Consider the following 19,212-nt stretch of genomic DNA (forward strand, 5'->3'; position numbering starts at 1 on the left):
CGTTCCTCCTCTGCGTCCCCGCGTTAGCGGCGACGGCCCTTCTTGTCGTCCTTCACGTGACCACGGAAGGTGCGGGTCGGCGCGAACTCGCCGAGCTTGTGACCGACCATCGACTCGGTGACGAACACCGGGATGTGCTTGCGGCCGTCGTGCACGGCGATCGTGTGCCCGAGCATGTTCGGGACGATCATCGAGCGACGCGACCAGGTGCGGATCACGTTCTTGGTGTTGGCCTCGTTCTGCGTGACGACCTTGCGGAGCAGGTGCTCGTCGACGAAGGGGCCCTTCTTCAGACTGCGTGGCATCTTCTGAACTCCTACTTGCGCTTCTTGCCGGCGTTACGGCGACGGACGATGAGCTTGTCGCTCGGCTTGTTCGGCTTGCGCGTCCGGCCCTCGGCCTGACCCCACGGGCTGACCGGGTGACGACCACCGGAGGTCTTGCCCTCACCACCACCGTGCGGGTGGTCGACCGGGTTCATGGCGACACCACGCACGGTCGGGCGGACGCCCTTCCAGCGCATGCGGCCGGCCTTGCCCCAGTTGATGTTGGACTGCTCGGCGTTGCCGACCTCGCCGATGGTGGCGCGGCAGCGGGCGTCGACGTTGCGGACCTCGCCCGACGGCAGGCGCAGCTGCGCGTAGGGGCCGTCCTTGGCGACGAGACGCACGGAGGCGCCGGCGGAGCGGGCCATCTTCGCGCCGCCACCGGGCCGGAGCTCGATCGCGTGGATGACGGTACCGACCGGGATGTTGCGCAGCGGCAGGTTGTTGCCGGGCTTGATGTCAGCCCCGGGGCCCTGCTCGACGACGTCGCCCTGCTTGAGCTTGTTCGGCGCGATGATGTAGCGCTTCGTGCCGTCCACGTAGTGCAGGAGCGCGATGCGCGCGGTGCGGTTCGGGTCGTACTCGATGTGCGCGACCTTGGCGTCGACGCCGTCCTTGTCGTGACGACGGAAGTCGATCACGCGGTACTGGCGCTTGTGGCCACCACCGATGTGACGGGTCGTGATGCGGCCGGAGCTGTTGCGCCCACCGGTCTTCGGCAGCGGACGAAGCAGCGACTTCTCCGGCGTCGAACGGGTGATCTCAGCGAAGTCGGCGACCGACGAGCCGCGACGACCGGGGGTCGTCGGCTTGTAGTTACGAATAGCCATGATTAATCCCTAAAGGTCCTCAGCCGACAGCCGTGAAGATGTCGATCGAACCGGACTTGAGCGTCACGATGGCGCGCTTGGTGTCCTTGCGCTTGCCCATGCCGAAACGCGTGCGACGGGTCTTGCCCGGGCGGTTCAGCGTGTTGATGCTCGCGACCTTGACGTCGAAGATCTTCTCGATGGCGAGCTTGATCTCGGTCTTGTTCGAACGGGGGTCCACGATGAACGTGTACTTGCCCTGGTCGATCAGGCCGTAGCTCTTCTCCGAGACGACCGGCGAGATGATGATGTCGCGCGGGTCCTTGTTGAAGCCGCTCATGCGGAGACCTCCTTCGCGGACTTCGACGCGATGAAGGCGTCGAGTGCGCTCTTGCTGAAGACGAGGGCGTCGGACTTGAGCACGTCGTAGGCGTTGAGCTGGCCGTACGAGAGTGCGTGGACACCCGGCAGGTTGCGGATCGACTTGAGCGTGAGCTCGTCGTCCTGCTCGAGCACGACGAGCACGTTCTTGACGGGCGCGACCTTCTCGAGGAGCGTGCGGGCGGTCTTCGTCGACGGCACCTCGGCCGGGACGAAGGACTCCACAGCGGCGATGCGGCCACCGCGGGCGCGGTCCGAGAGCGAGCCGAGCAGTGCCGCGGCGATCATCTTCTTCGGGGTGCGCTGCGAGTAGTCGCGCGGGGTCGGTCCGTGGACGACGCCACCGCCGGTGTGCTCCGGAGCGCGGACCGAACCCTGACGGGAGCGGCCGGTGCCCTTCTGCTTGAACGGCTTGCGACCAGCACCGCGGACCTCGCCGCGGTTCTTGGTCTTGTGGGTGCCCTGACGCGCGGCGGCGAGCTGCGCGGTGACGACCTGGTGGATCAGCGGGACGTTGGTCTCGACGTCGAAGAGCGCAGCGGGCAGCTCGATGCTGCCGGCGACGGCGCCAGTCGCGTCGAGGACGTCGATCGTGGTTGCGGTCTCGGTGGCCATGATCACTTACCCTTCACGGCGGTGCGGACGAAGACGGAGCGGCCACGAGCACCGGGGACGGCGCCCTTGACGAGCAGCAGACCCTTCTCGGCGTCGACGGCGTGCACCGTGAGGTTGAGGACGGTCACGCGCTCGCCGCCCATGCGACCGGCCATGCGCATGCCCTTGAAGACACGCGACGGGGTCGACGAGGCGCCGATCGAACCGGGCTTGCGGTGGTTGCGGTGCGCACCGTGCGATGCCGAGACGCCGGCGAAGCCGTGGCGCTTCATGACACCGGCGAAGCCCTTGCCCTTGGACGTACCGACGACGTCGACCTTCTGGCCCGCCTCGAACGTGTCGACGGTGAGCTCCTGGCCGAGCGTGTACTCAGCGGAGTCGTTGGTACGGATCTCGGTGAGGGTGCGACGCGGGGTCACGCCTGCGGCCTCGAAGTGGCCGGCGGCCGGCTTGTTGACCTTGCGCGGGTCGATGGCACCGGCGGCGATCTGGATCGCCTCGTAGCCGTCGCGCTCGACGTTGCGGATCTGGGTGACCACGTTCGGGCCGACCTCGATCACGGTCACGGGGATGAACTTGTTGTTCTCATCCCACACCTGGGTCATCCCGAGCTTCTTGCCGAGGAGGCCCTTGACGGTCTTGGTGGAGTTCGCCATTGGTCAGCCCCCTTACAGCTTGATCTCGATGTTGACGTCGGCCGGGAGGTCGAGTCGCATGAGCGAGTCGACGGCCTTCGGCGTCGGGTCGACGATGTCGATGACCCGCTTGTGCGTGCGCTTCTCGAAGTGCTCGCGCGAGTCCTTGTACTTGTGGGGAGAACGGATCACGGTGACCACGTTCTTCTCGGTGGGGAGCGGCACCGGGCCGACCACGGTCGCACCGGCACGGGTCACCGTGTCGACGATCTTCCGGGCCGACGTGTCGATGACCTCGTGGTCGTACGACTTGAGCCGGATGCGGATCTTCTGTCCCGCCATGTGTCTCTCTGTCCTCTCTGCGCCGCGCACCCTCGGGCCGCCTGACGCCGCCGTGACCGTGCATTCCTGCACGGCTCGGCTGTTTTCCTGAACCAACCGGCCGCATCCACTGGGGGATGACCGCTGTTCTCCTGTCAACCGCGCGGGGCGACCGGGGCCGTCCAGCGTGGGCATGTCGCTTCCCCCACGCTCCGGGCACAGCAGTGCTCGTGGCGCTTCGCGAGGGATTCGATCGTGTTCTGCTGCCTGCGGCCCAACCCAGCCCTGCTGAACAAGGGGGTTGTGCACTGCCAGAGCAGTGATCCTGCGGGCGCGAGCGCCCTGCGGAATTCGGAACCGGACAAGTCTCGCACAGGCACAGGATCCGTGCAACCCGGGCGTGTCGCGGATCACGGGCGTGTCGGGACCGGTCCAGTCCCCCGGATTCCCGGGGATCGGACGCTCTGGAGGCACGCCCCGCCCCGACACGCGGCGTGCCCTCCCGACGTGGTCGGGAGGGCACGCTGACGACGTCCGCAGGAGGGTGCTACTCGGCGGTCACCGGCGGCACGAACCACGGCGGGAAGACGGCGACGCGGGGCGCGTGGCCGCCGTGCTCGGCGAGGATCGACTTCACCTCCTGGCGGGCGCGGTCGTTCGGCACGCCGATCACGGCGACGGAGGAGAACGGCACGCTCGGCCCGGCGAGCAGCTCGAGGCCGTGCATCTCCGGGTCGGTGAAGTCGGTGCGACGGATGAGGTTCGTCGCGGCGTCCGGGCCGACGGCGAACCGGACGTCCTCGGCCTCGGCGTCCTGGTCGGCGACGATCACCGAGGCGCCGAACGCCGCGACGGGCACGACGAGCACGATGTAGTCGGTCGCTCGCGTCCGGCGGGCCGCGTCGGACCACCGCTCCCCCTCGGCGCCGCGTCGGAGCTCGTCCCAGCGTGTGGCGTCGGGCGACAGGGAGAACGTCACGTGGGCCGCGACCGGCGAGCCGTCGGGGGCGGACGCCTCGGACCGCGCCGCACGGGTGGCCGTCGAGCTGACGTCCACGACCGGCACGGTGTCGACGGCGGCCGTGATCGCGCCCGCCGCGACGATCCCGGGCAGGTTGTCGATGTGGGTGGCGTGGTGCGCCCGCAGGGAGGCGAACACGCGCGGCTCGGGCAGGTCGGGGACGGCCGAGCGGAGCGGGCCGCCGGGGACGCGTGCGGGGGCGGGGGTGGAGCGGAGGTCGGTGGTGATGCGGGTCCGGCGGGGTGCCGGGGCTGCGGGCTCGGCGGGGGTCTCCCGCTGACGGGGCGCGCAGATGTCGCAGAGTTCGGTGGGGAAACCGTGGATGCACTCGTCGGTCACGACTGTCGAGGGTCCTTCCGTGCCGGATGTGGGGTGGGCGGCACGGTGGTCAACGGTACGTCATCCGGCGGACTCCGAGGTCACTGCCGGTAGAGCAGTGCACGCACCTCGGACTCGGCCGCGTGCAACCGCGCCGGGTCGATGGTCTCGCCGTGGTCGTACGCGTCGAGCAGGCGCGGGTCGATGTAGCTCTGCCGGCACACGGTCGGGGTGTTCCCGAGCTCCTCGCTCGCGGCCTTCACCGCGTGCGACACCGCCTTCTTCCGCTTCGCCTGGCTCGACTGCAGCCCGGTCTTCGCGAGGTCCACAGCCGCGGCGACCGTGCCGTGCAGCGTGCGGAAGTCCTTCGCGGTGAACTCGTCGCCGGCCCGCTCCTTGACGTAGGCGTTGATGTCCTCGGCCGACAGCAGCTCCCACTCAGCCCCGCGCCGTTCGCGGAACGAGAGCAGGCGGGCGTTCGGACCGCGGCGCTTCATGCCCGCGATGACGGTCGCGAGGTCGGGGTCGTGGATCGAGGACGACCACTCCTGCCCGCTCTTGCCGGGGAAGTCGAGCTCGATGTCGTCGCCCGAGACGTGGGCGTGTGCGCAGAGCAGGGTCGAGAGGCCGCGGCTGCCGTGCTCCGTGGCGTAGCGCTCGGAGCCGACGCGGAGCGACCCCTGGTCGAGCATCCGGAAGGCCGCGGCGAGCGCCCGCTGCCGGTCCGGTTCCGGACGCCTGAGGTCCTGCGTCACCATCCGTCGGGCCGTCGGCAGGGACTCGGCGAGGGCGAGTGCCCGGTCGTACTTGATCCGGTCCATCCGTTCGCGCCAGCCCGGGTGGTACATGTACTGCCGTCGTCCCGCGCCGTCGATCCCGGTCGCGAGGATGTGGCCGTTGTCGTAGGGGGAGATCCAGACCTCGGTCCACGCCGGCGGGATGACGAGGTCGTCGAAACGCTGGCGCAGCTCCGGGTCCGTCACGGTCGCGCCGTCGGGATCGCGGTACGAGAAGCCGCGGCCGGCGCGGACGCGGTGGTAGCCGCGACCGCCGGTCGCTGAGCGTCGGAGACGGGTCACTCCTCCGAGCATGCCCACCCGACCCTGTGACGGACGGGAGGCACGGATCGCGGTGATCCGTGCCTCCCGTCCGTCCCGGTGCCGGCTACGCGCGTCGGCGACGCCGCAGGACCAGCAGGACTCCGCCCGCTGCCAGCGCGAGCAGCGCGATCAGCGCCCCGAGCCCGAGTCCGGCCGCTCCCGTGAAGGCCAGGTCGCCACGCGGCTGGCCGCTGACGGCCGCCGGGTCGCTCACCCGCGTCGGGTCACCCGGTCGGAGGGTCTGTGCGGAGGACTCGGACTGCAGCGTGGGGGTCGAGACGCTCGCGGTGTTCGTGATCCGGTCCGGTGCGTCGTCCGCGACCCGCACCGTGATCTGGAACGCGACTGCCGAGTCGACCGGCAGCGCCTCGGTCAGCGTGCAGGCGACCGTCCGACCGTCCGTGCACGTCGCCGCACCGCCGTCGTCGACGCTGACCAGGGTGAGTCCCGCCGGCAGGCGGTCCGTCACGACGACGGGGCCCGGGTCCTCGGTGAGGCCGTCGTTGCGGACCGTCACCGTGTAGCCGACCGTCTTCCCGCGGACCACTGCTCCGGTGTGCGTCTTCGTCACCGACAGCGCCGAGGCCGGAGCGACGGCGATCTCGTCCGCGTCGTCGTTGTCCTCGGTCGTCGTCTCGGACGTCGTGGTGGTCACCGTCGCCGTCGGCTCGACGCCGGGGTAGGCGTCGGCCGTCACGGTCTGGTGCACCGTGATCGCAGGAGCGAGCGTTCCGGCGACGAGGGGGCCGTCGAGCGTGAAGGTCACCGTGGTGGTGCCGTCCGCGTGCTCCTCGACCGACGCGACCGCCCAGCGTGGGTCCGCCTCGGTGGAGACGTAGGTGAGTCCCTTCGGCAGTGTGTACGTCACCGTGACCGCGTCGGCGTCCGACGACCCGTCGTTCCGGACCTGGATCGTCTCGGGCAGGTCCTTCCCGATGACGGCCGTCCCGGTGTGACCGATCGTGATCGCGACGTTGGCCGTCCGACCGACCGTGATCGGGCTCTCGGCGCTGCCGTTCGTCCCCGGGGCGGACGGGGTGCCCGACGCCGTGACGCGCGCCGTGTTGACGAGCGCGTCCGACGTGTAGCCGGACGCCACCGCGGTGGTCAGCCAGAGCGCCGGGGCGTCCTGACCGGCGACGACCGTCGACGACAGGTCGCAGACGACCGCTCCCGGTGTCGTCGTCGCGTCGCACGACCACCCCGCGCCGGTCGCACTTCGGAACGTCAGACCGGCCGGCAGGTCGTCGGTGACGACGGTCGTCGGCTGCGCGTCCGATGGACCGGCGTTGTGCACCTGCAGCATCCAGACCTGGTCGGTGCCGGCCGTGACGGTCTTCACGGCCGCGGTCTCCCCGACCGCGGCGACCGGCGTCTTGGTCAGGCCGAGCGACGCGTGCGTCGTGACCTCGACGTCGGCTCCGGAGCGGTCGTCGTCGCTGTTCGGGTCACTCGTGGCGCTCGACACCGCGGCGACGTTGCGGAGCGTGCCCGCCGGGGTACCGGAGGCGATCGCCGCGGTGACGTGGAACACGGCGGTGTCTCCGGCCGCGAAGGTGTCCGTCGACCAGGTCGTGACGTCCGCGCCTCGTTCCCACGAGTCGGCGTCGGTGGTCACCTTCGTCACGGTCATGCCGGTCGGGGCGGTGTCGCTCCAGACGGCGTGCTGGGCGTCCGATGGGCCGTCGTTGTGCACGGTGACGTCGTAGGTGACCTCGGTGCCGGCGTCCGCCGTGGGGGCGCTCGTGCGCTCCTTGACGATGGAGAGGCCGGCGTGGGTGGTCACCGTGACGGTGGCGTCGTCCTGGGCCGTGGCACCCTTCGCGGTGACGGGCGCTGCCGTCACCGTGTTGACGAGGTCGCCGGCGTCAGTGGACGCGGGGACGTGCACGGTCAGCACGATGGCGTCGGGGTCGGTCGCGCCCGCGGCGATCCCGTCCGTGCTGGTGAGCGTGAGCACCCGACCCGTGTTCGACTCGAGCGTCCAGTGCTGGGCCGTCGCAGCGTCGAGCCCGACGAAGTCCACGCCGGCGGGCAGGGTGTCCTGCACGCGGACGCTCGGGGTCGTGGCGTCCCCGGCGGGGAGGTCGCTCGGTCCGTCGGGGTTCGCGACCGTGATCGTGTACGTGACGTCACGACCGGCGTCGACCGTGCGGACGTCGGCCGTCTTCTCCACCGACAGCCCCGCGGTCTGCGTGGCGTCGCTGTTCGCGAGCGCGCTCTGCGTGACGGCGTTGTCGGCCGTCACGACGGCCGTGTTGTCGAGGCGTCCGTCGAGCGACGAGGGCGTGCTGACGGTGAGGGTGAACGTCGTGCTCTTCCCCGCGGCGAGCGTGCCGTCGAGGTCGCACGTGACCCGGTCTCGTGAACCGGTCGGGGCGTCGCAGGTCCACCCACCGTCCGTCTGCGCGCCGCTGCCGGCGAGCTCCGTGCCGGACCCGAGGGCGTCGGTGACCTGCACGTGCCGCGCGTCGGCCGTGCCGGTGTCGGTCACGGTGATCGTCCAGTCCGCGGTGGAGCCGGCGACGAGCGTGCCGTCGGAGGCCTTGGCGATCGTCAGCGTGGTCGAGTCGTCGACGGTGCTCGTGGCGTCGTCGGTGTCGTTCGCCGTGTTCGGATCGGTCGTCCGCTCCGGGTCGACCGCGACCTCCGCGGTGTTGTCCACCGTCTGGTCGCGGGTGACGTCGGCGTGCACGGTGGCGACGACGGTGATGACGGGTGCGCCGGTCCCGCTCGCCAGACCGTCGCGGGTGCAGGTGACGGTGTTGCCCGCCACGGTGCAGTCCCAACCGTCACCGGAGGCGTCGACCGCGGTCACGGTGTCCGGCAGGGTGTCCGACACCGTCACGGTGCCGCGCGCGTCGGACGTGCTCTGCTCGGACGGGTCCCGGAGGTTCCGCACGTCGAGCGTCCAGCTCACCGTGCCGCCCGCACGGACCGAGGCGGGTCCGGTCTTCGTCAGCGCGAGGTCGGCGATCGCGACCGGCGTGACGGTGGCGGAGTCGCGGTCGTTCGTCGCGTCCGGGTCGAATGTCTGGCCGGTGCCCTGGGCGATGGTCGCGGTGTTCGTGATGGGGTCGAGCGCGGCATCGGCGGGCAGCGTCAGGGCGACGTCGAGTTCCGGGAAGGACGAACCCGCGGCGACGGTGGCGCCGTTGACGCACGACCAGCCGCCGTCGACGGGCGTGCAGGTCCAGCCGGAGCCCGAGAAGGCGAGGGCGGCGCCGTCCGGTAGGGCGGGCGTCCGGTCCACGACGGTCGTGCCGTGCGCGGCGTCGTCACCGGTGTTCGCGATCTGGATCGTCCAGGCCTTCGCCGTGGTGGCGCCCGCGACGACCTGCCGCTTCGTCGCGGTCTTCGTCACCGCCAGGTCGGCTGCGGCGATGCGGGCCACGGCGGAAGCGTCGTCGCCACCGCCCGGGTAGGTGACGAACGAGCCCTTCGCGGAGCCCGTGCCGCCCGAGGCGCTCGTGGCGGTCGCGGTGACGTGGTTCGTGTGCGCGACGGAGGTACCCGCTCCCGGGTCCCTGGTGGCGTCCGTACCCGGTACCGCTCGGTAGCGGAGCACGAGCGTGCTGTTCGCGCCCAGCGTCCCGAGGTCCGACCACGTGAGCGTCGACCCGCTCACGCTCGGGTCGGCGACGGCTGCCGCTGCGCCGCCGTCGCGTGCGACGGTGGCGCTGCCGCGCTGGTACCGCCAGTTGTCCGGGAGCACGTCCTTCGCGGACACCGACGCCGCGGCGCTGCCGGTGTTCGTGAACGTCACCGAGAAGTCCGAGGGCACGCCGACGTAGCTCAGCCCGCCGACGGTGTCGTTCGACTTCGTCACGGCGACCGACGGGAACGCCGGGGTCACCTTCGCGGTCGCGCTCGCCTCCTGGTAGCTCGCACCGCCGGACGACAGCGACCGGTAGGTGCCGGTCGAGGCGGTGTTGACGAGAGCAGCACCCGTGAGCGTCACGTCGTCGGCGAGCGTCGCGGTGTACGTGTGCGTCACGGTGGCACCGGCGCCGATGACGGCGGACGGCCAGGTGATGCGGCCGCCCGGGCAGCTGGCATCGGTGTCGCGCTGCGCACGGTCGGCTTCGAGCGACGAGTCGTCCACCACGATGCCGGCCGGGACGCAGTCGGTCACGGCCGTGCCGTACGCCGGTGAACCGGTGTCGGTGGTGGTCACCGTGTAGGTGATCGTCTGGCCGGGCTCGGCCTTGACGTCGGTGCCCGTCTGCGACCCGACCTTCGCGGTCTTGGCGATCGCGAGCGAGGGTGCGACGACCGTCGCGTTCGCGGGGTTCGACGTGGTCGACGCGTCGGTCGGCGCGGCGCCCTTCGACGACCGGTCCCACGCGAACGTCGCCTGGTTGGACGAGGTTGCGCCGGCGCGCTGGTCGGCGCCGACCGTGACCGGGATCTCGGTCGTGACGGTCACGGCGTGGTCGAGGCCGGTGGTGATGTCGGAGACGCTCACGGTCACCGTGTTGCCGGAGACCCGGACCGAGGCGGTGACACCGCTGCCGGAGACCGACACCGACGGCGGCCCGCTGGGGCTCAGGCCGGCGGGGACCACGTCGGTCACCTGCGCGTCGAACAGCGCGACGTTCGCGGGGATCGTCGTCGTCAGGGTGTACGTCGCGGCGTCGCCCGGACGGACGGCTGCGGCGTCGGTGCGCGACGGGTCGGTCGTCGTGGTCCCGGTCGATGCACCCGTCGTGGCGTCCCAGGTCGGCGTGGTGAGCGTCTTGACGATCGACGGGCCGGACACCGTGACGTCGTCCGTGGCCTGGGCGACCTGGACGTAGGAGCGGTTCGCCGTCGCGTAGTCGGTGGTCAACGACGACCCGAGGACGCGCGCGGTGTTGCGGTAGGTCTGCCCGGCGGGGGCGTCCTGCTTGACGGTGGCGACGACGGTGATGGTCTTCGATGCACCCGCCGCGAGGGTGCCGACGTCCCACGCGTGGACCGTGGTACCCGACGGGCAGGAGCCGAACGCCGCCTGCTGCGCGTCCGTCAGCGTGGTCTCGGCGGAGGAACTCGACGTGAGGGTGAGCGCGTCCGGGAAGCAGTCCGCGACGATCGTCGAGCGCGACTCCGCCGAACCGGCGGTGTTCTTCGCGGTGAGCGTCCAGGTCACGGTGTCGCCGCCCGCGACCGTGCGCCCGCCGAGGTCGTCGGTCTTCGTGACCCCGAGCTGCGGCGCCTGCACGGCGATGGTCTTCGTCGCGCTGGCGGAGTACTTCGTGCCGCCGCGGGGCGTCGAGGTGAAGGTCGCGGTGTTGGCGAGCGAGGCCGTGGAGAAGCCGCTACCGGCACCGGTCGGGAAGTTCCCGACACCCGCGCTGGCGCGCAGTCCGGTCACGGTCACCGTGAACGTCGCCGCCGCGCCGGTCGTGTTGTCGAAGGTGCTCGGGAAGACCACGTCACCCGCGCGTGAGCTGGTGCCGGTCAGCGTGTACGTCTGCCCGTTCCACGTCCCCGTGACGTCCGTGCCCTGCGCGGACGCCGGGACGGTGATCGTGGTGGTGCCGTCCGGGAAGGTCAGGGTCCAGCTCGAGTCCGACGTGATCGCCACACCGGACGGCAGCGGGTCGACGAGCGTGGCGCTCGCGACGCTGCTCTTCGACGGCACGGTGGCCGAGTAGGTGTACTGCAGCGCCTGACCCGGGGCCGCGGTGTCGCCGGAGAGGTTGGTCGAGGAGCCGCTCGTCGCCGCGCCGGTCTTCGTGACCGCGACGCCGGGGATGGCGATGCTCCGCTGCTTGTCGGCCTGCGGCGCGGTGCCCTGGCCGGTTCCGGCGGTGGACGAGGAAGTGGAGTTCGCCCCGCGCTTCGGGATCCACGTGGTGCTGGCGCCGGAGTCGGTCGCGGTGGTGAACGACACGACGGAGGCGTTGTTGACGAACGCGGTACCGACGTAGCCGGGCGTCGGCACGGTGAAGTCGTAGGTGAGGGTCTTGGTGGCGCTCGCGGCGATCGAGGGGATCGTCCAGACGAGGTAGGCGTTGTTCGCGTACTTCGTGGCGGCGCCGGTCGGCGCAGCCCCGCAGGACCCCGCGTCCGAGATGGTCGTGATCATGGCGCAGGTCACGTTCGTGGGGAGCGCATCCCACACGACGACGTTCGCGATGTCGTTCGACGTCCCCGACGCCGGGGTGTTGCCCACCGTGAGTCGGTAGCCGAGCTTCTGGCCCTCGACCGTGTTCGCCGGGTTCGAGACCGTGGAGCCGTCGGCGAGGACGATGTCCTTCGCCAGGGTCGCCGTCGGGGTGCCCGCGACCGTGTACCCGACCTGAGAACGGAGGCTCGTGACCGACCCGGCGGTGTTCTGCTGCGCGAACTTCATGAGGTTCGCGACGATGTCCGGCTTCGTGGCCGAAGATCCCTGCGCCCCGATCTTCGCTGCGACGTAGAGGACGAGGCTGACTGCCTGGCCGTCGCCGTCGACGTAGGTGCCGGTCGCGCCGCCGACCTTGTGCCCGACGGCGAAGGAGCCCGTGGTCGACGACGACGACGTCAGCGCCACGTCGGACTGCGGCACGGTGCTCTCGGTGCCGTAGGTCCAGTCGGTGCCCTCGGCCCAGCTCGACCCCGCCGCGGACGTCCCGACGGGGAGCATGTCGGTGACGGTCGCGTTGCGGCTCTGGACGCCCGCCGGGAAGTCCACCCGCAGGCGGAAGCAGACGACGTCACCGAGCTGGAACGCCTCGGACGGGGTCGTCGTGGTGTAGCCGGTCCGGGTCGACGCCGTGCAGTCGGACGCCTTCGTCACGCCGTTGCTCTGGCTGCGGGGCAGGACGGCCTTCGCGATCGCCGGGCTGTTCGACACGATCGACGCCTGGGAGTCGTCAGCCACCGCAGTGGTCCCGGTGTCGCCGTGCACTCCGGTCGAGGTGCCCTGCATCTGCACCGTGTTGGTGAAGCGGTCGCCCGCGGCCGTCGGACCGCCGGACCCGGTGACCGAGTAGGCGGTCCGCATGAGCGCCTTGTAGGACACCGTCAGTGAGCCGTCGGTCTGCTGGTCCGCGATGTGGAACGCCATCGTGAACGTGCCGGCGGACGCGTCGTAGGCGACCGAGTCGACGGTCGCGTTCGTCATCGGCTGGTCCAACGACGAGACCTGGTTCGGGTCGCAGTCGGCGGGGAACGTCCCCGTGGTCTTCGTGCCTGCCGGGAACGCGGGGCAGAGGCCGTCCGGGATCGTGTCGGTGAGGGTGATCCCCTGCGAGGACTCGTACTCGCTCGTGCGGACGAGGAGCGAGTACGTCGCCTGCTTGCCCGCCGCGAAGACGTTGCCGCTGGTGCCGGTGTCGACCGACTTCGCCACCGCGAGGTCCATCGCCTCGACGGTCATCGAGTCCGACGCGCTCTGCGCCGCGGTGGCCGTGCCACCGACCGTGCCCGTGTAGGTGCCGGCCGCGGTGACGAGGTTCTGCTCCGACTGACCGTTCGACGTCGTGCTGGCGCCGTTCTGCCGCGTCGACGCACCCGTGTTGTTGTCGAGGTTCGCGGTGCTCGCCAGCGCGGCCGAGGTCCGCGCGGGCGCGGTCGCGCTGCCGGACCGGAACGTCATCGTGTTCGAGCGCAGCGGCACCGCGGCGAGGTACTGGATCGTGACGGGCGTGTTGGTCAGCTGGGCGATGTTCCAGACGACCTTGGTGAACACGGCGGCCCCCTGGCCGGGGACGTTGTCCACGGTGCTGACGCTGACCGGGGTCGCGCAGTTCGCCGTGGTGAGCGTGCCGGTGGCGTTCGTGGACGTGGCCGCCGTCAGGTCCGGGGCACCCGGGTACTCCGGGCCGGTCGTGGTGTTGTCGACGCCGCCGCACTGCAGGAACTCGAGTCCGGCCGGCAGGTAGTCGGTGACGGTCACGTTGTTGCTCGGTGCCGTCGCGGTGTTCTGCACGGTGAGCGTGTAGACGGTCGGGTGCGCGTGGACACCACGGACCAGCTCGTGCTCGGGGCTCGCCTCGGCCTTCGACACCGTGATCGCGGAGACGGCCGTCGCGTTCGACGTCGCCGTGGCGGAGTTCGTGGTGTTGGTCGCCGGCTTCCCCGTGCCGTCGAACGTCGGGACCATGCGCGCGTCACCGCTCCCGGCCACCTGTGCCGTGCCCGTGAAGGACGTCCCGACCGGGAACGTCGTGGTCGACGGCATGACCCGGAACGCGATCGACTTCTGGTCACCCGCGACCAGGTCCGACACGTTCGAGAACACGAGCAGCGTCCCGGCGTTGTTCGCGAGCGACGACTGCACGGGATCGGGCAACGTCTGGCCGTCCGCGGTCGCGGAGCCGGCGACGTAGGAGACCCCCGGAGGCAGCGTGTACGAGTACCCGAGGTTGTACAGGGCCGTCCCACTCGACGTCGACGTGCTGTTCTTCGCCGTGAGCGTCACGGTCGCGGGAGCGCCGCTGAGGACCGACGTCGGAGCCTTCGCCGACACACTGATCACGGAGTCCGCGGCAGCGGGTTGCGCGATCGCGACGACGGCGAGCAGCCCGGCGAGGAGGGCCGTCACGACGAGCATCGCGAGCGCGCGGGGACGGACGGAGAGCAGGGTGGGGCGCATCGAGGGTGCCTTCGGGTCGGCGTCCAGCAACACGAAAGCAGCGCGCGACGACGACGGGCAGGCAGGGTCCTGCGCCGGAGAAGGCGGGTGTTCGGGTCACCACACGGGGCCGGTTCGGCCTCGCGACTCGACGGTATCGAGTTGCGGCAAACCGCAACAACACCCCGAGTGGGGTACACGTCGTCCCACCTTGTGGGGACACGTTCCGGATCGGCCACACGACGGACGGGAGGCACCGCTCACGTGGTGAGCCGTGCCTCCCGTCCGGTGGGTGGTCGCCCGGGGCACGGCGGCTGCACCGTGGCGGAACGACGACAGCGGGGCCGGACCCGAAGGCCCGACCCCGCTGCAACAGGTGACCGGAGTTACTTGTTGATCTTCTCGACCGTACCGGCGCCGACCGTACGACCACCCTCACGGATGGCGAAGCGGAGGCCCTCCTCCATGGCGATCGGCTGGATCAGCTCGACCGACATGTGCACGGTGTCACCGGGCATGACCATCTCGGTGCCCTCGTCCAGGGTGATGACACCCGTGACGTCGGTGGTGCGGAAGTAGAACTGCGGGCGGTAGTTCGCGTAGAACGGGTTGTGACGCCCACCCTCGTCCTTGGTCAGGATGTACGCGTTCGCCTCGAAGTTCGTGTGCGGCGTGACCGTACCCGGCTTGACGACGACCTGGCCGCGCTCCACGTCCTCACGCTTGAGGCCACGGAGGAGCAGACCCGCGTTGTCGCCGGCCTCAGCCGAGTCGAGCAGCTTGCGGAACATCTCGATGCCGGTGACGGTGGTCTTCTGCGTCGGGCGGATGCCGACGATCTCGACCTCTTCGTTGACGTTCAGCGTGCCACGCTCGACACGGCCGGTGATGACGGTGCCACGACCGGTGATCGTGAAGACGTCCTCGATCGGCATGAGGAACGGCTGGTCGGTGGCGCGCACCGGGTCCGGGACGTTCTCGTCGACGGCGGCCATGAGGTCCTGGACGGACTTGACCCACTTCTCTTCGCCGTTGAGGGCGCCGACAGCGGAGACCTGCACGACGGGGGCGTCCTCGTCGAACTCCTGCGAGCCGAGGAGCTCGCGGACCTCGAGCTCGACGAGCTCCAGGATCTCCTCGTCGTCCACCATGTCGGACTTGTTCAGCGCGACCACGATGTAGGGGACGCCGACCTGGCGGGCGAGCAGGACGTGCTCACGCGTCTGGGGCATCGGGCCGTCGGTGGCGGCGACCACGAGGATCGCGCCGTCCATCTGCGCCGCACCCGTGATCATGTTCTTCACGTAGTCGGCGTGACCCGGGGCGTCGACGTGCGCGTAGTGGCGCTTCTCGGTCTGGTACTCGACGTGCGAGATGTTGATCGTGATGCCGCGCTGGCGCTCCTCGGGAGCGTTGTCGATCTGCGCGAAGTCGCGAGCCTCGTTGAGGTCCGGGTACTGGTCGTGCAGAACCTTGGTGATCGCCGCCGTGAGCGTGGTCTTGCCGTGGTCGACGTGACCGATGGTTCCGATGTTGACGTGCGGCTTGGTGCGCTCGAACTTGGCCTTGGCCACTGTGGGTCCTCCTCAGGACTCGGAAAGCATGCCCCCGGTCGGTCACGACCGTTGGCCTGCAGGGTGTGTGTCTTTACTGTACTTGGTGACGAGGGGCCCGTCGCCGGGCGCCCTCGCCTGTGGAGCAGCGCTGGAGCGCTACTCCCCCTTGCTCTTCGCGACGATCTCCTCGGAGACCTTGGCCGGGACCTGTGCGTAGGTCTCGAAGGTCATCGAGTAGACGGCGCGACCAGAGGTCTTCGACCGGAGGTCGCCGACGTAGCCGAACATCTCGGACAGCGGCACGCTCGCGCGGACCACCTTGACGCCCGAAGCGTCCTCCATCGAGGCGATCTGGCCACGACGGGAGTTGAGGTCACCGATCACGTCGCCCATGTACTCCTCGGGCGTGCGGACCTCGACGGCCATGATCGGCTCGAGGATGACCGGGCCGGCCTTGCGGGCGGCTTCCTTGTAGGCCATCGAACCGGCGATCTTGAACGCCATCTCGGACGAGTCGACGTCGTGCGACTGGCCATCCTTGAGGATGGCCTTCACGCCCACCGTCGGGTAGCCCGCGAGGATGCCGACCTGCATGGCGTCCTGGATACCGGCGTCGACCGACGGGATGTACTCGCGCGGGACGCGGCCACCGGTGACGGCGTTCTCGAACTCGTAGACCTTCTCGGCCGTGACCTCCATGGGCTCGAGCGCGATCTGCACCTTCGCGAACTGACCGGAACCACCGGTCTGCTTCTTGTGGGTGTAGTCGTAGCGCTCGACCGGCTTGGTCAGGGTCTCGCGGTAGGCCACCTGCGGCTTGCCGACCGACGCCTCGACCTTGAACTCACGCTTCATGCGGTCGACCAGGATGTCGAGGTGGAGCTCGCCCATGCCCTTGATCGTGGTCTGACCGGTCTCGGCGTTGAGCTCGACGCGGAACGTCGGGTCCTCTTCCGCGAGCTTCTGGATGGCCGTGGAGAGCTTCTCCTGGTCGGCCTTCGTGTTCGGCTCGATGGCGACCTCGATCACCGGCTCCGGGAACGTCATCGACTCGAGGACGACCTGGTCGTTCGGGTCGCAGAGCGTGTCACCGGTGGTGGTGTCCTTGAGGCCGATCACCGCGTAGATGTGGCCCGCGGTCACGTTGTCGACCGGGTTCTCCTTGTTGGAGTGCATCTGGAAGATCTTCCCGATGCGCTCCTTCTTGCCCTTGGTCGAGTTGATGACCTGGGCACCCGACTCGATCGAGCCCGAGTAGACGCGGACGTAGGTCAGGCGACCGAAGAAGGGGTGCACCGCGACCTTGAACGCCAGGGCCGAGAACGGCTCGGAGGCGTCGGGCTTGCGGATGATCTCCTTCTCCTCGTCCTTGACGTCGTGGCCGATCATCGGCGGGACGTCGAGCGGCGACGGGAGGTACGAGATGACGGCGTCGAGCATCGGCTGGACACCGCGGTTCTTGAACGCCGAGCCGCAGAGGACCGGGTAGACCTCGGAGGCGATCGTCAGCTTGCGGATGCCCGCGCGGATCTCGTCCTTCGTGAGCTCCTGGCCGTCGAAGAACTTCTCGAGGAGGGCGTCGTCGGACTCGGCGACGCGCTCGATGAGCTTGGCGCGGTACTCCTCGGCACGGGCCTGGAGGTCCGCGGGGATCTCCTGGACCTCGTACTGGGCGCCCATGGTGACATCACCCTTGGCGTCGCCCGGCCAGACCTTGGCGTGCATCTCGATGAGGTCGACGACACCGACGAAGTCGTTCTCGGCACCGATCGGGAGCTGGAGCACGAGGGGCTCCGCACCGAGGCGGTTGACGATCGTGTCGACGGTGAAGTAGAAGTCGGCGCCGAGCTTGTCCATCTTGTTGACGAAGCAGATGCGCGGGACGTCGTACTTGTCCGCCTGACGCCACACGGTCTCGGACTGGGGCTCCACGCCCTCCTTGCCGTCGAAGACGGCGACCGCACCGTCGAGGACGCGGAGCGAGCGCTCCACCTCGACCGTGAAGTCCACGTGACCCGGGGTGTCGATGATGTTGATCTGGTTGTTGTCCCAGAAGCAGGTCGTCGCGGCCGACGTGATCGTGATGCCGCGCTCCTGCTCCTGCGCCATCCAGTCCATCGTCGCAGCGCCGTCGTGGACCTCACCGATCTTGTGCGTGATGCCCGTGTAGAACAGGATGCGCTCGGTCGTCGTGGTCTTGCCGGCATCGATGTGCGCCATGATGCCGATGTTGCGGACCTTGTTCAGGTCGGTGAGCACGTCCTGTGCCACAGGGTTCCTCCGGAAGAGTTGTAGGAGAGATGGGCGTCCGTCACGGGGCGCCGGGGTTTGTGGCCGCCGGCGCCCCGGGACGGTGCCGGGACTACCAGCGGTAGTGGGCGAAGGCCTTGTTCGACTCGGCCATCTTGTGCGTGTCCTCACGGCGCTTGACCGCGGCACCGAGACCGTTCGACGCGTCGAGGATCTCGTTCATGAGACGCTCGGTCATCGTCTTCTCGCGGCGGGCCTTGGCGTACGAGGTCAGCCAGCGGAGCGCGAGGGTGTTCGCGCGGTGCGGCTTGACCTCGACCGGGACCTGGTAGGTCGAGCCACCGACGCGGCGGCTACGGACCTCGAGGGTCGGACGGACGTTGTCGAGCGCCTTCTTGAGCGTCGCGACGGCGTCCTGCTGGTTCTTGGCGGAGACGCCCTCGAGTGCACCGTAGACGATGCGCTCGGCGAGGCCCTTCTTGCCGTCCAGCAGGATCTTGTTCACGAGCTGCGAGACGATCGGCGCGCCGTAGACCGGGTCTGCGACGACGGGACGCTTGGGAGCGGGACCCTTACGAGGCATTGACTCAACCCTTCTTCGCGCCGTAGCGGCTACGCGCCTGCTTACGGTTCTTCACGGCCTGCGTGTCGAGCGCACCGCGGATGATCTTGTAGCGGACACCGGGCAGGTCCTTCACACGACCGCCGCGGACGAGCACCATCGAGTGCTCCTGGAGGTTGTGGCCCTCACCGGGGATGTAGGCCGTGACCTCGGTGCCGTTCGAGAGCTTGACACGAGCGACCTTGCGCAGTGCCGAGTTCGGCTTCTTGGGGGTGGTGGTGTAGACGCGGGTGCAGACACCACGCTGCTGGGGGTTCGCCTTCAGGGCGGGCGCCTTGGTCTTGGTGACCTTCGGCGTACGACCCTTGCGAACCAGCTGCTGGATGGTAGGCAACTGTTCTCCTGGTTCTTCGCTCGTGCTCTCCGGCCGGCGCGGACCGCCGGCTTCCTCGTCCCACACCGAGGACCGCCTGTCGGCGGAGGGATCAGTGGGGGACGGATCGGTCCGGTTGCGGCCGTCGGCCGACCGGACTTTTCGGGCGCGCCCGAGGGCGCACACCCGGTAGAGCCTACCCGCGCCACCACGCGAAATCAATCCGGGCGCGTCGCCCTGGAGGCCCGTGGGCACCGCCCACGGCGAACACCCGTCCGGCGCGTGGTCGCGGGGGCGGCGGGGCCGCGGGCGGACCCGCGGGCGGGCCCGCGTCGTGCGAGGCTCCGCGCAGCGTGCGAGGGCATGCGCCTCGCACGCTGCGCGGATCCTCGCACCGCCG

13 protein-coding genes are annotated in these 19,212 nt (G+C 69.9%); all 13 read right to left on the bottom strand.

The genetic code is table 11. The features are described 5' to 3' along the window. Window positions 1-23: 23 nt before the first annotated feature. Complete coding sequence (gene rpsS, locus MON03_RS16015) at window positions 24-305, bottom strand: 30S ribosomal protein S19 (protein WP_017885529.1); 282 nt, start codon at window positions 303-305, stop codon at window positions 24-26. 11 nt (window positions 306-316) lie between these two features. Further along, window positions 317-1,156, bottom strand: a complete 840-nt coding sequence (gene rplB, locus MON03_RS16020) for a 50S ribosomal protein L2 (RefSeq protein ID WP_022903282.1) — start codon at window positions 1,154-1,156, stop codon at window positions 317-319. Between the two features lie 19 nt (window positions 1,157-1,175). Then, complete coding sequence (rplW, locus tag MON03_RS16025) at window positions 1,176-1,475, bottom strand: 50S ribosomal protein L23 (RefSeq protein ID WP_022903283.1); 300 nt, start codon at window positions 1,473-1,475, stop codon at window positions 1,176-1,178. Then, a complete protein-coding gene (rplD, locus tag MON03_RS16030; protein WP_031273244.1) occupies window positions 1,472-2,131 on the bottom strand; it encodes a 50S ribosomal protein L4 in 660 nt (219 codons plus the stop codon). Before rplD ends, rplW begins: the two co-directional genes overlap by 4 nt. A gap of 2 nt (window positions 2,132-2,133) precedes the next feature. Continuing rightward, window positions 2,134-2,787, bottom strand: coding sequence for a 50S ribosomal protein L3 (gene rplC, locus MON03_RS16035; protein WP_022903285.1), 654 nt, complete (start codon window positions 2,785-2,787; stop codon window positions 2,134-2,136). Window positions 2,788-2,799: 12 nt separating this feature from the next. Beyond that, entirely contained in the window at window positions 2,800-3,108 is a 309-nt protein-coding gene (rpsJ, locus tag MON03_RS16040) for a 30S ribosomal protein S10 (RefSeq protein ID WP_022903286.1), read from the bottom strand. Between the two features lie 526 nt (window positions 3,109-3,634). After that, window positions 3,635-4,447 carry a DarT ssDNA thymidine ADP-ribosyltransferase family protein gene (locus MON03_RS16045; RefSeq protein ID WP_022903287.1) on the bottom strand — a complete coding sequence of 271 codons (813 nt, stop codon included), beginning with the start codon at window positions 4,445-4,447 and terminating at the stop codon, window positions 3,635-3,637. A gap of 80 nt (window positions 4,448-4,527) precedes the next feature. Further along, entirely contained in the window at window positions 4,528-5,505 is a 978-nt protein-coding gene (locus MON03_RS16050) for a DNA topoisomerase IB (protein WP_242089442.1), read from the bottom strand. Window positions 5,506-5,590: 85 nt separating this feature from the next. After that, window positions 5,591-14,092 (bottom strand): isopeptide-forming domain-containing fimbrial protein, encoded by an 8,502-nt coding sequence (locus tag MON03_RS16055; RefSeq protein WP_242089443.1) that lies wholly within the window; start codon window positions 14,090-14,092, stop codon window positions 5,591-5,593. 365 nt (window positions 14,093-14,457) lie between these two features. Then, window positions 14,458-15,645, bottom strand: coding sequence for an elongation factor Tu (gene tuf, locus MON03_RS16060; protein ID WP_022903292.1), 1,188 nt, complete (start codon window positions 15,643-15,645; stop codon window positions 14,458-14,460). A gap of 138 nt (window positions 15,646-15,783) precedes the next feature. Continuing rightward, a complete protein-coding gene (gene fusA / locus MON03_RS16065; RefSeq protein WP_022903293.1) occupies window positions 15,784-17,898 on the bottom strand; it encodes an elongation factor G in 2,115 nt (704 codons plus the stop codon). Between the two features lie 91 nt (window positions 17,899-17,989). Then, the gene (gene rpsG / locus MON03_RS16070; RefSeq protein ID WP_022903294.1) at window positions 17,990-18,460 is read right to left on the bottom strand and encodes a 30S ribosomal protein S7; all 471 of its coding nucleotides are present in this window, start codon (window positions 18,458-18,460) and stop codon (window positions 17,990-17,992) included. A 4-nt stretch (window positions 18,461-18,464) separates the two neighbouring features. Next, window positions 18,465-18,833, bottom strand: coding sequence for a 30S ribosomal protein S12 (rpsL, locus tag MON03_RS16075; protein ID WP_017885540.1), 369 nt, complete (start codon window positions 18,831-18,833; stop codon window positions 18,465-18,467). Window positions 18,834-19,212 lie beyond the last annotated feature (379 nt).

The sequence above is a fragment of the Curtobacterium sp. DN_7.5 genome (assembly GCF_022655355.1).
In the GTDB taxonomy this organism is placed as follows: Bacteria; Actinomycetota; Actinomycetes; order Actinomycetales; family Microbacteriaceae; genus Curtobacterium; species Curtobacterium luteum.